Below are 14,071 nucleotides of genomic sequence, written 5' to 3' on the forward strand. Positions count from 1 at the left end.
CAAGTTTCTGAAATTTTCGTTGTCCTTTAAGAATATCGGATCAATAGATGCTTTTTTTATAACGAAATGTTTCTTTTGTTCTGATTGTCTTAAAATGTCTGCTAAGTTTGTCTTTTTCATTTAATAGAACTCCTAGTTAGATTGAATGGGTGGATATTTCACCACCCGATGTTAATTAATGAATGAACGCGTGATCTTGAATCATCAATTCGTGTTCAAGTGAATTATCATCTTCATTTTTTTCTCGAAGTTGATAATACCAATGTTGATTCCCGCTGAATTTTTTATGCTTACGTTCTCCGAATCGTTTTTTCAAGTAGATACCCAGTGATCGTGTTGAGATATTGATTCTTTCACTATCCGCGACTTTCAGGTGAATTATCAGCTCAGCAGTTCCGGAGGAGCCCCCAATGCCCGTTACGGCAAGATCTCCCGGGTGAAAAAACCGTCGCAACGCATGTTGATCACCGAAAGCTCCAGCACCAGCATCATCGGGACAACCGATAATAAAATCTCCCGCCCGCTCAATATGTACAACGGAGACTTCATTCCCCGGCGGCACAACAACGGCGCCAACGTCGCATTCGTCGACGGTCACGTCAGCTGGCTGAGCCACGCGGAACTGCTTTCCATCAAATCCGGCAGTACCGGAGCAAAAAATCTGCCGTATCCCTTCTGGCACGATGCGGACAGCTGGTAAGAAAAAGAGGATCCTCCCTATGAAAATACAACTTCTCTCTCTGTTGTTTGCCGCCGCGCTCTTCCATGCAGACGCTGTGACTCCGCCCGATTTCGACTGGCAGAAACCGGGTTCTGCGGCCGATTCCCGGCTCCGTCAGTTTCAGGCGGACGGCAACATGGTCAGACGTCCGCTGCCGACGGTGCCGGATGACCAGTTGAAAAAACAGGTGATCCAACTGGACGGCAAGAGCATGCTGGCAATTCCGTTCCGCCATGATGGCGCCCAGACGGTGCGGGTGCTGGTCCGCTATCCGGCACAGCCGGTTGGAGCAATCATCTCCCGCCACCGCACGGAAGACGGCCGGCGCGGCTTCGAGATGGGTTTCGGCTCACAAAATCCGTATGAACTTGACGGCCATAAGCCCGCCGGACAGGTTTCCGCCGGGCAACGGGACTCCATACGCCCCGTCTTCGGCAAAAATGCCCCGGAATTCAAGCCCGGGCAGTGGTATGAATGCATTCTTCGCTTCTCCCCCGGAGAAATGCTGACTCTGGCAATCCGCGACCGGCAGAACGGCAACGTGCTCTACCTCGGTCAGACGGAATGTTCCGGCGTGGAGGCAATCATTCCTGAGGCGGGAGACGGTCTCCTCGGCATCGGAGGCCGCCGGAACAACAGCAAAAGCTGTTCCATGCTCGCCCCCGCGGGAACCCGGCTCGGCGGCATCACCGTGTGGAAAGAGGCGCTCTCCGACGAGGAACTCGGCCTGACCGGCAACGGCTCCTCTGCGGCACACAACCCGACCCCGGTGACCCGCTATGTGAACGGTTCCACCGGTGACGACCGGAACGACGGCTTGTCGAAGGAGAAGCCGTTGCGCACCATTCAGCGCGCGGCCGATCTGGTCAATCCCGGCGACACGGTCCGGATTGCTCCGGGGGTCTATTTCGAGACGGTGGATCTGGCGCGGGGCGGTACGGCGGCACAGCCGGTCACCTTTCTGGCCGACGGCAAACCCGGCAGCGTGATTCTGACCGCCGCCGAGCAGGCGATCCGGGAGAAAAAGGTGAAATTTCAGCTGGAAGACAAGGCGCTCGGCATCTACAGCGCCCCCTGCACTCGCGCCCCGTCACGGGTGCTCTATTCCAACATCGACCTCTACCCCTACACCACGATGGAAGGGCTGAAAACCTTTCAGATCAAAAACGGTTATCCCGCCCCGGAGAACGGATTCTATTTCGATGAACCGTCGAAAAAACTGTACGTGCGGCTCCACCCCTCCGGCCGTTACGGCTCGACCGACCCGAACGATCACGTCATTGCAGTTTCGCCGCCGTTCGCTCCGGGCTACAACGGGCACCACATCTACCGGAAACAGGATGCGAATTTCTTCATTTCCCTCCGGAAACCAACTCATGTGATCCTCTCCGGCTTCACCTTTGAGACGCCCGGTTCGGCGGGCGTGGTCACCGGCGGCAGCAACGTCGTGGTGCGCGACAGCTTCTTCAAAGGATGCCGCGCCGGGGTCTGGGGATTCGGCGGAGCGGAGGCGGTTTTCGTTGAGAACTGCCATTACGATCAGGCATCCACCTACGACGACGTGCTCGACACCATTGCCAAATGGGGCAAGACCGACATTCAGAAGAAACATTTCTTCTATTTCTGGGCCCGCAAAGGCGTGAACGCCGACACCGTGAAGATGAAAAATTACGAGACCGGCATCGTCGGCGGAGTTGCCAAAAACTGGCACGTCCGCAACAACGTGGTCGAAAACAGCTTTGAGGGAATGTCCTGCTGGTGCGTCGACTGGGCGAAACACTTTCAGGTCTACGGCAACCTCTTCCGCCGGATCGTCGACAACGCGGTTGAAACCGAGAACCACGCGAGCGATATGCGGATTTTCAACAACTATTTTGAAGATATTTTCGAACCGCTCTCCTGGCAGCCGCTCGGCGGCAAGCCGTGGCCGGGGCCGATCTACATCTACCGTAACATCGTGACCTGCACGCCGGCATTCCAGAAGCTGGCAGACAGCCTGAATCCGGAAAAATTCCGGCCCGGCGTCTTCAAGATCGGCGTCTCCGGGAGCAACTGGAAACACAAGGAAATGGGCGGTCTCGACGTCGATCAGATTGCGGCGCTGGTCTCCAAACGGTTCGTCATGGCGCCCGACCCGGGCTTTCTGGTCTTCAACAACACGCTGATCTGGCCCTACGGGAATCTTTTCACCACGCCGCAGCCGGTTCTCGGCCGCGCCATCCGCGACTTCGTCAACTTCCGCTACTTCAACAATATCTTCGCGGTCGACCGGATGCACAAACTCGCGAAGTGGCGCGGCAGTCTCTTCGAATTCTACGCCAATCTGGAGGTGGGGAACGACGCGAAAAATCCGCATCTCGGCATCATCGCCGGTGACGGCGGCCTCCGGGCCGATTCCCTGAAACAGGCCGGAGTGAATGAAAAGTTCCAGCTTACCGGGAACAGCATCGCCCGCGGCAAAGGGATCCTCGCCTTCGAAGAGCCGGACGCCTCCGTCGATCTCGGGGCGGTTCCCGCCGGCAGTGAGTTCCGGATTGTCGCCGGGCCGGGGACCGCGGTGGATCTGGCGAAACTCTCCCTCTTTGCCCGCAAGGTGTTCTATCACCCGACGCTGATCCGCACCGCCGGGCCGGAACCGGGGCGCTGGGGCGTCTGGTCCGACGCCGATCTGGTCTCCCTCCCGCTCGGCCGGACGAAAACCGCTCCGCGCGGCGCCCGCTTCCAATTCCGGCTCACCGAGAAAGAGGCCGTCACCACGCTTCTGCGGAAAGGCGGATTTTCCATCCGGATTCTGACACAGAATGCGGCAAGTCAGCTCAAAGTCGCCAACGGCAAAGAGAGCGTCGAATTTCCGCTCGGCACTCCGTCGCGGGATCGCTGGCTGACTCTGGAGGTCGGGTTTGCCGACGGCAAAGTCACCGCCGTGCTCGACGGAACCGCGTTCAAACCGGCCGGCTCCGACACCCTGCCCTCCCCCCGGAACGGCGGAACCTGGTACACCGCCATCGGCAAGAATCCGGTCTACGACGTCGAACTTCTGCCGTAAGACTGCTCCTCGCTGCGGCAGGAAAACCCGGCGGTGCAAGCCGCCGGGTCATGGAGCGACAAACGCGAACTTCTCCACATCCACAATGCCACGGTCGGTGATCCGGAGAGACGGGATCACCGGCAATGGCAGAAAGGCCAGCTGAAGAAACGGCGTCTCCAGCGGGCAGCCGGTCGCCTTCACCGCCGCATGAATCCGCCGCAGTTCCTCCGCCACGGTTTCGAAATCGTGGCAGGAGAGCAACCCGCCCACCGGCAACGGCAGAAGGTCGAGCACCCGGCCGTTGACGGCGACGGAAAATCCGCCCCCCGTCTCCCGCAGAGCATTCACCGCCAGCGCCATATCCTCCTCCGATACGCCGACCGTGCAGAGATTGTGGCTGTCATGTCCGACGCTCGAGGCAATCGCGCCGGATTTCATGCCGAACCCCTTGACAAATCCCACTGCGATATTGCCGTTCCGGCCGTGGCGCTCCAGCACGGCGATTTTTGCGATATCCTCCTGCGGCAGGCACGGTTTGCATCCTTCGACGAGGGGGAGATCCCGCTCCAGAAAATCGGTGAGCAGAGAGAGAGGCCGGATACCGATCACCGGCGTCCGCGACCGCGTCGAATGCACCCGGAACTGTTCGGCCGAAACCTCGCCGCACCGGATGGTATTCAGAAACTGCGATGGATCCGGCGGCACTCCCCGCGCGGCGAACCGCTGTTCATCGACCACCACGCCGTCTTTCAGAACCTTCGCCACCTGACAGCGCTCCAGATCGGAGAGCAGAACCAAATCAGCCCGGCGGCCCGGCACGATCAGCCCCCGGTCGGAGAGTCCGAAATGAACCGCGGGCGACCAGCAGGCCACCCGGTAGACCGCCAGCGGGTCGGCGCCGCCGGAGATCGCGCGGGCGATGAGGTGGTCCAGATGGCCGGTTTCCGCAATGTCCAGCGGATTGCGGTCGTCGGTGCAGAAGCAGAGGAAGGGGGAGTTGCCCACGGTAATCAGCGGCAGAAGCGCATCCAGATTGCGCGCGACCGACCCTTCGCGGATCAGAACCTGCATCCCCCGCGCGAGCTTCTCCTCCGCCTCGGCCAGCGAGTGGGATTCATGGCAGTTCCTGACGCCGGCGGCGAGGCAGGCGTCGAGCGCCTTCCCGGTCAGCTGCGGACAGTGGCCGTCGACCCGGTTGCGGAAGAGCTCCAGCTTCGCCAGCACCTCCGGATCTTCCGTCAGGATGCCGGGCACATTCATGAATTCGGCAAGTCCGCAGGAGAGCGGCTCGGCGGCATAGCGGCGCAGCTCCTCCGCGCCGAGCACCGCGCCGGCGGTCTCCAGCGACGTGGAGGGAACGCAGGAACAGATCTGAATGCGAAGATCCATGCACATCCGCCGGGCGCACTCCAGAAAATAGTCGATCGCCCGGGTTCCCGCGACATTCGCCAGTTCGTGCGGGTCGCAGATCGCCGTGGTGACGCCGTGCGGCAGTACGCACCGTTCGAATTCAAACGGCGTGACCATGGAGGACTCCACATGGACATGCGCATCGATGAATCCCGGCACGGCAGTAAGTCCGGTGCCGTCCAGTTCGCGCTCCCCGCGATAAGGGCCGCCGACTCCGGCAATGCGGTCGCCGCAGAGGGCGATGTCGCCCCGCTGGATTTTCCCCGTGATCAGATTGAAGATGGAGACGTTCCGGATCACCAGCGAAGCGGGCTTCTTCCCCTGCGCCTGTGCGATCATCTCCGCCAGATTGTTCCGCTCTGCTCTCATGACAGCTTCATTCCTCCGGAAAACAGCAAAAAAAGTTTCACCCGGTTACAATATCACCCGCACGCCTCCAATTCAACTGGCCACCGACTTGCGGAACCGGCGCAGTGCGATGAAGAAATAGACGCCCCCCAGCAGGAACATCTGCACGAAACTCTTCCAGATCAGACCGAAATCCGCTCCGCGGAAGAGAATCGCCTTGCTGATCTCCACAAAATAGGTGGTCGGCGCAAACCGCATGATGAACTGAATGATCTCCGGCATGTTCGCCTGCGAGGTCGTCCCGCCGGAGAGAATCTGCATCGGCATCAGCACCAGAATCATCAGAATCCCCAGCTGCGGCATGTCGCGCGCGAAACAGGCCAGAAAGATTCCCAGCGAGGTCATCGCGAAGAGGTTGATCAGCACCCCCAGCATGAACAGCCAGAAGGAACCCGCAATCGGAATGCTCAGGAACTGGTGAATCACCATGAACAGGGAGAACCCGGTCACCACCAGCACCACCAGCGACATCGACCAGATCTTGGAGATCATGATCTCCACCGGTTTGACCGGCGTCACCATCAGGTGCTCCAGCGTCCCCCGTTCCCGTTCGCGAATCAGCGCGGCCCCGGTCAGGATGAGGGCGATCATGGCGATGTTGTTGACCAGTTCGCTCACCGCCCCCTCCCAGCTCTTCGTCAGATTCGGGTTGAAGCGGTTGCGGATGATGATATCCGCACTGTAGACAGGTCCATCGCTCTGCGTTTCCTCGCCGAGGAAGCTGTTCACCTCGCGGTTGATGATCTGCTGAATGTAACCGTTCCCCGTAAAGGCCTGGGACATGCGGGTGGCGTCCACATTGACCTGCACTTCCGGGTTGTCGCGGGCCAGCACCTTCTCCTGGAACGACGGCGGAAACACCACCACAAAGGTGTATCGCCCCTGATCCATCACCTTGTCGATGTCCGCCCGGGAGATCTTCTCCGGCTTGAGAAACAGCGGCGGAATGAAGGCGTCGCCGATCCGTTTGCTCAGGGCCGAGCCGTCCTCGTCCACGATGGCGATGGCGGCGTTGGAGATGGCGTCCGGCACGGATTTCGCCCCCATGTAGACGTTCACGCTGAACGCGTAGATGATCAAAACAACCAGCAACGGATCCCGGAACAGGCCGACGATCTCCTTGCAGCCGAGACTGAAAATATGTCGAAGCGATTCCTTCATCGTTCAACGCTCCTGTTTTCTTTGCGAAAGGATTCCAAGCCCGCAGATGACCGCGATCTCCGCCGTCAGAATCAGAACCGGCACCGCCATGTCGGCGAAATAGAGCCCCTTGTTGAATACGCCGCGGCTGATGAGCAGCATGTAGGTCGTCGGATACACGTTGCCCACGATGCTGCTGAGACTGCCGTCGTTCGGCACCGGATTGGTCAATCCGCACAGCTGCGAAGCCGGCAGCATCGTCGCAATCATGGTCAGAAAGATCACCGCAATCTGGCTCCGGGTCACCGACGAGCAGAGCAGCCCCATGCCGGTCGAGAGAATGCAGTAGATGAAGAGCGCCCCCAGCAGCAATGGGATGCTTCCCTTGATCGGCACGTCGAACAGAAAGACCGCCATCAGCACCAGCAGCACGGCGCTGGCGAACGAAAACAGCACGTACGGCAGCTGTTTCCCGAGCAGGAATTCCGAACGCCGCACCGGCGTGACGTACAGGTTGATGATCGACCCGAGCTCCTTCTCGCGCACCACCGACAGCGCCGCCAGAACGGCCGGAATCATCATCAGCAGCAGAGGAATCACCGCGGGAACCATCGCCGGCAGGCTCAAGACATCCGGATTGTACAGATAGCGGTTCTGTACGGAAACCTCCGTCGAATTGTCCGGCTGCTGCCGCTCCCGGTACCGCTGCTGCCAGAGCGAATGCACCCCCTGGGCATAGCCGCCGATCGTCTCCGCCGTCGAGGGATCTCCGCCGTCGACCCAGTACCCGACGGCAGGATTCTCCCCCCTCTGAACGTCGCGGCCGAACGAAGGCGGAATCTCCACCACCATCTGCAGTTCACCGCTCTTCATCCGCGTATCGAGTTCGGCATGGCCGTTCACCGGCTCGTGAATGTTGAAGTAGCGCGGCGCCCCGTAGAGGCCGAGCAGATACTCCCGGCTCAACTCACTCTGATCCCAGTCCAGGACCGCCACGTCGAGATGCTCCACATCCATGTTGATCCCGTACCCGATCACCATCATGAGGATCATCGCACCGAACAGGGCGAGAGTGGTCCGGATGCGGTCCCGCCGCAACTCCAGCAGCTCCCGCCAGAAGCAGGTGTAGAACCGGCCGAAATCAAAGATGTGTTCGCGGAAAAAGCTCCTCTTTTTCCGCTTTTCCGCCACGGCCGGAACGCCGGTGCCTTCGGCGGCCGCTTCCGCCGCTTCGGCCGCTCCGCGGTCGGCGTCCTCCAGATAACCGATGAACGCATCCTCCAGCGTCGCGGCGGAGCGCGCGGCGATCAGCGCCTCCGGCGTGTCGCAGGCGAGCGAACGGCCCGCGTGCATCAGCGAAATGCGGTCACAGCGCGCGGCTTCGTTCATGAAGTGAGTCGTGATGAACACCGTGACCTTGTCGCGGCGCGAAATCTCGATGATGAGCTCCCAGAAGCTGTCCCGCGCCACCGGGTCCACGCCGCTGGTCGGTTCGTCCAGAATCAGGATCTGCGGACTGTGAATGACTGCCGCGGCCAGCGACATGCGCTGCTTGATCCCCAGCGGCAGCTGGGAGGGGAGCCGGTTCGCCACGCCGGTGAGATCAAACCGCTCCAGCATCGCCTCCACCCGGTTGGGAATCTCCTCCGGCGCGATGTCGTAAAGTCGGGCGTACAACTCCAGATTTTGCCGCACCGTGAGCTCGTTGTAGAGCGAGAACAGCTGGGTCATGTACCCGAGGTGCTTCCGCGTTTCCAGCGACTCGCCGTCGATCGGCTTGCCGAAGAGTTTCGCCACCCCTTCGGTCGCCGGCTGCAGCCCGGTCAGCATCCGCATCGTGGTGGTCTTACCGCAGCCGTTGGAGCCGAGAAAGCCGAATATCTCGCCGCGCCGGATCTTGAAGTTGACGTGATCGACCGCGGTGAAGTCACCGAACCGCTTGGTCAGATTCTCCGCCTCGATCGAAATTTCCCCATCCGTTTCCAGCGGCGGAACCACGAGTTCATGATGGCCGGCGCGTTTCTCCTCCGGCAGCAGTTGGATGAAGGCCGCGTCCAGATTCGGGCTCGCGGTTTTCTTCAGCAGCTCCTCCGGCGTGCCGGTGTCGAGAATGTGCCCGTCATCCATGGCGATCAGCCAGTCGAACCGCTGGGCCTCATCCATGTATGCGGTGGCGACGATCACGCTGAGATCAGGCTGTTCCTTCTTGATGTTGTCGATGAGATCCCAGAACTGGCGCCGGGCCAGCGGGTCCACGCCGGTGGTGGGTTCATCCAGCACCAGCAGGTCCGGGTCGTGGATGAGGGAGCAGCAGAGCCCGAGCTTCTGCTTCATTCCGCCGGAGAGTTTGCCCGCCGGGCGGTCGAGAAAGCGGTAGAGGCCGGTGCTCCGGGTCAGCCGGTCGATCCGGCGGCGGCGCTCCTCCGCGTCCTGCCCGAAGAGCCGGGCGAAAAACTGCAGATTCTCTTCGACCGTGAGGGTAAAATAGAGATTCCTACCAAGTCCCTGCGGCATGTAGGCGATTTTCGGGCAGATCCGGTTGCGGTGCTCTGCGCTGCGCATATCCCCGCCCAGCACGTGGAGCTCCCCTGTCTGCATGGCGTGCGCCCCGGTGATCAGCGAAAGCAGCGTCGACTTGCCGACGCCGTCCGGACCGATCAGGCCGATCAGTTTGCGCGGCGGAAGCGCCAGCGTCAGCCGTTCGATGCCGATCGTCCTGCCGTAGGAGAGCGAAAGATCATGGAATTCCACAACCGGGGCGTTCCGGCGGTCATCCATCGAGATTGACGACATATTTCATCTCCCTGAGAGTTCCAGACAAAAGCGCGACGGCTCCGGGAATCACTTCGCCGGCCGCAGGGTCTTGACCGGAGCACTCTGCCAGTCGGCTTGCGGATCGAGCTTCACCCAGGCGACGCCCGGCAGACCGGTTTTGACGTTGGAGATATACTGCCGCAGTTTTTCCGCGTCGAGGTTGGCCTTGATGCGGAACATGAGCTTTTCCCGCTCGACCTGGGTCTCCACGCTTTTCGGCGTGAACTGGGCCACCGGATCGATGTAGGTGACCCGGGCGTTGATCGCATACTGCGGCGCCGCGTCGAAGATCAGCTTCACCTCGGCCCCCATCTGAACTCTGCCGGCGATGCTCGTCGGCAGGAAGAAGGTCATGTAGGTGTCGGTGAGGTTGACCAGATTCATCACCCGGCCGCCGGCGGAGAGCACCTCCCCTTCATGGGCGAGCAGATACTGAATGCGCCCATCGTAGGCGGCGACCAGCGTGCTGTCGGCGAGGTCCGCTTCGATGCGCTGGAGCTCCGCCTTCTGTTCCGCGACCCGCCCCTCCGCGGCGATGACGTTGGCCCGGGCATATTCGAGATCGGCCTTCGCGTTGTTGTACTGTGTTTCGGCCTCGTCGAACACGCGCTGGCTCACCGCGTTGCTGCTGATAAGCGCGCTCTGACGTTTGAACTCCTTCTCCGCCCCGGAAAACGCGCTCTCCTTGAGTTTGACGGTTGCCCGGGCCATGGCGAGTTCGCCCTCCTGCACTTTGATGTTGGCGAGAGTTGCCGCTTTTTCCGCCTCCAGCGTGTTGGTCTGCATCTGCACGAGCTTGTCGCCCTTTTTCACCAGATCGCCTTCCTTGACGAAGATCTTCTCAATTCGCCCGGCCAGCTTGGAGGAGACATAGATTTCAGTGGCCTCGAGCCGGCCGTTGCCGCTGTAGAACTTCGGATGAAGCATCGCCTGCGCGCGCCGATAGTTCCAATACGCATACCCCCCGATGCCGGCGACGGCGGCAATCACGACCAGGATGATAATCCACTTCTTCATGGCGACGGAAATCCTTTCTTATGTTGCTGATTGCAGGAATTCTTCAAAAAACGGTACCGGGGGGCACAGAAAACGGCGGCATCCAGGCAAAATTCCCCAAGCGGCAAAAACGCCAGTCTCCGCAATCTTTCCAGGACAGCCGCTCCCCTCATTCCCCGCCGGCAGCCGGCCGTCAAAATGACAAATATATCTTTTACTATACCGCCGCAGAGACGATTTTTCAAGTTCTCAGCAACCGGAGAGAGGCCGAGTATCAAGGTCATTGATTTCAGCAGATTCATGTACTGCTATTGCAAAGTCACTTGAAACGCAGGAGATCACCACAGGCATCTGCGCCCTCCATGCCATTCTTCCGGCAGTTTTCCCGGAAGCTGACCGTCTCAAAACAGCAGCGTTTTCTCCCGTCAACCGGAACGGCTCCAGAGCTCTCTCCGCAACCGCTTGCAACAACACCATTCAACGGCAAAAAAACAGCGGTGTTTCCCGCAAAGGAAAATCACCGCTGTTCCTGACCTGAAAAGTCGTACTTCTACCAGCTTTTCAATGCGCACTGCTCGTTGAGCACATCGTAATCACTGACAAGCGAATTTCTATCGAGTGTCTCCACATGCCCGTCAAGCATTCCGCAGTTGACTCTGCCGTCATGGATCAGATGAAACCGGTAGTCCTGCATCGATGCATCCGGAACAATGGTGTGATTCGGATCGCTCCAGGTATCACGCTGAGCGCTGCAGCCCAGAAACAATGTTTTTGACGCAGATGAAACCTGCGCCGGAATCCAGTGACCATAAGCAAAGTAAATCCCGACCCGGAAGAATCCCCTCACCCCTTCCTTGCTGGGAGCGGTCAGGCCAAAGGTCTTCATGGCCGCATACTGCTGCGATTGATTCCATCCCCAGGTTCCACGGGTTGTCGGCGACTGCGTACAGACCAGATGGGACTTCTGCCCCAGAGCCGGCCGACGCTCGATTCCCGCGGCAATCAGTTTCGCCGCCCAGGCAGAATCGTCGTTGCCGTCAGCATCCGCATGGTCGTTTCCATCTTTGCCGCTGGGCATATGACCGTTGAAGCTGTCCGCATAGATCATCAGCGAAGAAAGAGTCTGTTTCTGTCGGGAAACGCAGCTGATGGTATCCGCCCGGGTCCTCGCTTTATTCAAGGCGGGCAGCAACATGCCCGCGAGGATTGCGATGATCGCAATGACTATGAGCAATTCAATCAGAGAAAAACATCTGCGGCAACCGATACATTCCTTTTTCATGAAAACCTCCTTTTCCAGCTTACAAGACTCTGCTTTGCTCTCAACACATTTGTACATCAAATGCGAAACCTCCTGCGATCCAGAAGATTCCGAAGGGAACACAACGAAAATTTTCCGTATCGTAACACCAATCGGTCTTCCGAAACCGTGCAGCCGGAACAGTGCCGTCACTCCATCCCACTACCGGTTTCGGCAGGCAACGTTTCTTCGCTTTCACGGCACTCATACAGTCTCTCTGCAAAACGGCGACTGCAGTTCACCATATCAGGATAAGGAGTATCGGTAACATCCACGAAACCGATCTGCATATTTTCTCCATCCTGCGGCCGTCCCAGTGCCGGTTCGTCGCAATACATGAAATAGTGCGCACCTACGATGAAAGGATTGCGCCGGGCGCTTTTCAGATAGTTGAGACAGGCAGCGGCGCGCTCCTTTTGTGTGCTTTCTCCACGAATGCCGTGATGCGGCGGGCCGTAAGAGGAGCACCCGATATGCCACTCTCCGATCAGCACCGGCACATCGAGTCCTTCGGGCAGAGCAAAGGCATCCAGAGATTTCCAATAGATGTTAAAACTGACCACATCCAGAAACTTCGCCGCCTCGACGATAAGATCCGGTCGAGCCAGATTGTCGGAGATGAACCGGCATCCCAGCAGCAATTTCCAGGGAGCAAGCCGTTTCTGTATGGTACGAGCCGTCTCAAAGTAACGCCGAACCAGCATTCGGTCGAATTCACGCAGATCCTCCAGACTTTCCGGGGTATGCGGTTCATCCCGGCTCTGAAGCAGACTGGAGAAGTCGGCATGACTTCTTCCCCATGCCTCATTGAGCTTTGCAATGGAACCGTATTTCTCACGCAGATGCTTGACAAATGCTTTTTTTGCCGCCTGAGTTGCAGGAGAACGAACGCCCCCCCGGGCCAGGGAGGTACCGTCCCCCCAGCTGATCTCATTTCCAAAGAAAAATCCGATGCAGAGCGGATCATCGATTCTTCGTTGCTGTGCAATCAAACTTTTTTCGATGGAACGGGCAAAAGCAGGGTCAAATACGTCGGGGAAATTCTGCCAGTAGCCTTTATCTCCTGCAATCAGAGGCGAACGGCTCTCGATGGTCGCGGTATACGGGAGCGTCCCGGTATCATAAATGCGAGACATGCTCCAGTTGCCAATCGTGTTAAATCCCCACGACCGGAGTCTCCGGGGGGCAAGTTGCACAAAAATGGCTTCATATCCGCTGCCGTATTTTCGAAACTGATTCCAGCGCAGAAAGTCAACCACTTTCACTTCAGCGAATCCGCGAGCCCGGTAAAAGCCGATGGGATTGCGGTAAACGGAGAAAAATGGGGAGCTGGCCTCCGGCAGAGCCTCAAAGCAGTTTTCATGAAGATCCAACCCGAATTCGATCCGATTGTTCACACAATTCAAACCGAAGGACCAGAAGAGATTTCCCGCCGGATCGACCAGCCACCACCGTCCATTCCGTTTGATCGGATAAAATCCCCCCCGCTTCTCCAGAGCCGGTCCGGCGGCCCAGCCGCCAAAGCGGTTGATACCGGCAACCTGCGGATACAAGGCAAGATCTGCGGCCTCCTCCCGACGTCGCAACAGAAATTCACTCTCATCGTGCAGCTTTCCCGGCCATTCCCCGTGACGATACTGACCAAACCGGTCGATGCAGGGATAGAATTTCTCTGCAGGGGAAACCGGCTGAAGACGATCCCTTTCTTCAAAACGGCTGACAAACTTGAGATCTCCTATTTCAAAGCGTTCCATGCGTGTGCTGCGATAGGTGTAAAAACGGATCTCCGAGAGTTTTCCATCCGGCAGAGAACGTTTATGCTTTGTACGGTCAAACGGCCGTTGCAAGCCGAACGGAGAGTCTGGATCGCTGTTTACGAAAACAGGGTAAGGAAGTATCACACGTCGACGCTCTCCCGGAGCAAGCATGACCGCATCAGCAACCTGATGGGCGAACAGTGCGGGCTGATGCGTCACAAGTTCGCACTCAAACTTTGCCGCGCGATCCGAAAGATTGCGCACGGAGAAACGGAATGCTTCATACTTGGAGACATCCGCCGGAGCCGGCAGTGCAACTCCCTGCCAGTGAGAAGAAGCGTCAGGACGTGTCGTCAATATCAGAGAATCGGCCTGCAAAGCAACTTCCCCTTTCCCAATAGGAGTTCCAGGACAAAGCGTCACGGAAAGTTCAGCAGCGGCAAGCACCCCGGCACACAGCGGTAAAAGAAGACAATTTAGCAAAAAAAACTTCATTC

At 58.7% G+C, this 14,071-nt stretch carries 10 protein-coding genes; 4 read left to right on the forward strand and 6 right to left on the reverse strand.

Annotated elements, in window-relative coordinates; translation table 11 throughout:
• Nucleotides 1-373: 373 nt before the first annotated feature.
• A complete protein-coding gene (locus ACMLHG_RS15090) occupies nucleotides 374-700 on the forward strand; it encodes an H-X9-DG-CTERM domain-containing protein (RefSeq protein WP_417171029.1) in 327 nt (108 codons plus the stop codon).
• Nucleotides 701-719: 19 nt separating this feature from the next.
• Nucleotides 720-3,767: a DUF1565 domain-containing protein gene (locus ACMLHG_RS15095; RefSeq protein ID WP_417171030.1), complete on the forward strand. Its 3,048-nt coding sequence runs from the start codon at nucleotides 720-722 to the stop codon at nucleotides 3,765-3,767.
• 48 nt (nucleotides 3,768-3,815) lie between these two features.
• Here ACMLHG_RS15095 and ade read toward each other — a convergent pair whose 3' ends face one another.
• The 4 genes from ade to ACMLHG_RS15115 form a co-directional block, all read right to left on the reverse strand.
• On the reverse strand, nucleotides 3,816-5,528 hold the full coding sequence (gene ade, locus ACMLHG_RS15100; RefSeq protein ID WP_417171031.1) for an adenine deaminase: 1,713 nt from the start codon (nucleotides 5,526-5,528) through the stop codon (nucleotides 3,816-3,818).
• Nucleotides 5,529-5,600: 72 nt separating this feature from the next.
• Nucleotides 5,601-6,728, reverse strand: a complete 1,128-nt coding sequence (locus tag ACMLHG_RS15105) for an ABC transporter permease (RefSeq protein ID WP_295808721.1) — start codon at nucleotides 6,726-6,728, stop codon at nucleotides 5,601-5,603.
• A gap of 3 nt (nucleotides 6,729-6,731) precedes the next feature.
• Nucleotides 6,732-9,500, reverse strand: coding sequence for a ribosome-associated ATPase/putative transporter RbbA (gene rbbA, locus ACMLHG_RS15110; protein WP_417171032.1), 2,769 nt, complete (start codon nucleotides 9,498-9,500; stop codon nucleotides 6,732-6,734).
• Between the two features lie 48 nt (nucleotides 9,501-9,548).
• Nucleotides 9,549-10,538 (reverse strand): HlyD family secretion protein, encoded by a 990-nt coding sequence (locus ACMLHG_RS15115; protein WP_295808719.1) that lies wholly within the window; start codon nucleotides 10,536-10,538, stop codon nucleotides 9,549-9,551.
• Between the two features lie 20 nt (nucleotides 10,539-10,558).
• Here ACMLHG_RS15115 and ACMLHG_RS15120 point away from each other — a divergent pair, with 20 nt between their 5' ends.
• Nucleotides 10,559-10,804 carry a hypothetical protein gene (locus tag ACMLHG_RS15120; RefSeq protein WP_295808718.1) on the forward strand — a complete coding sequence of 82 codons (246 nt, stop codon included), beginning with the start codon at nucleotides 10,559-10,561 and terminating at the stop codon, nucleotides 10,802-10,804.
• The gene (locus tag ACMLHG_RS15125; RefSeq protein WP_295808717.1) at nucleotides 10,801-11,055 is read left to right on the forward strand and encodes a hypothetical protein; all 255 of its coding nucleotides are present in this window, start codon (nucleotides 10,801-10,803) and stop codon (nucleotides 11,053-11,055) included. Before ACMLHG_RS15120 ends, ACMLHG_RS15125 begins: the two co-directional genes overlap by 4 nt.
• Nucleotides 11,056-11,067: 12 nt before the next feature.
• Here ACMLHG_RS15125 and ACMLHG_RS15130 read toward each other — a convergent pair whose 3' ends face one another.
• On the reverse strand, nucleotides 11,068-11,799 hold the full coding sequence (locus ACMLHG_RS15130) for a prepilin-type N-terminal cleavage/methylation domain-containing protein (protein ID WP_295808716.1): 732 nt from the start codon (nucleotides 11,797-11,799) through the stop codon (nucleotides 11,068-11,070).
• 167 nt (nucleotides 11,800-11,966) lie between these two features.
• A complete protein-coding gene (locus tag ACMLHG_RS15135; protein ID WP_417171033.1) occupies nucleotides 11,967-13,952 on the reverse strand; it encodes a beta-galactosidase in 1,986 nt (661 codons plus the stop codon).
• Between the last annotated feature and the right edge of the window lie 119 nt (nucleotides 13,953-14,071).

This window comes from Victivallis sp. (assembly GCF_048170485.1).
Classification (GTDB): domain Bacteria; phylum Verrucomicrobiota; class Lentisphaeria; order Victivallales; family Victivallaceae; genus Victivallis.

Bases quoted from the DNA above. Each gene is read 5' to 3' on its own strand.
- ACMLHG_RS15120 (WP_295808718.1), top strand. From the start codon at position 10,559: ATGTTGCTGATTGCAGGAATTCTTCAAAAAACGGTACCGGGGGGCACA.
- ACMLHG_RS15115 (WP_295808719.1), bottom strand. From the start codon at position 10,538: ATGAAGAAGTGGATTATCATCCTGGTCGTGATTGCCGCCGTCGCCGGC.
- ade (WP_417171031.1), bottom strand. From the start codon at position 5,528: ATGAGAGCAGAGCGGAACAATCTGGCGGAGATGATCGCACAGGCGCAG.
- rbbA (WP_417171032.1), bottom strand. From the start codon at position 9,500: ATGTCGTCAATCTCGATGGATGACCGCCGGAACGCCCCGGTTGTGGAA.
- ACMLHG_RS15130 (WP_295808716.1), bottom strand. From the start codon at position 11,799: ATGAAAAAGGAATGTATCGGTTGCCGCAGATGTTTTTCTCTGATTGAA.
- ACMLHG_RS15105 (WP_295808721.1), bottom strand. From the start codon at position 6,728: ATGAAGGAATCGCTTCGACATATTTTCAGTCTCGGCTGCAAGGAGATC.
- ACMLHG_RS15095 (WP_417171030.1), top strand. From the start codon at position 720: ATGAAAATACAACTTCTCTCTCTGTTGTTTGCCGCCGCGCTCTTCCAT.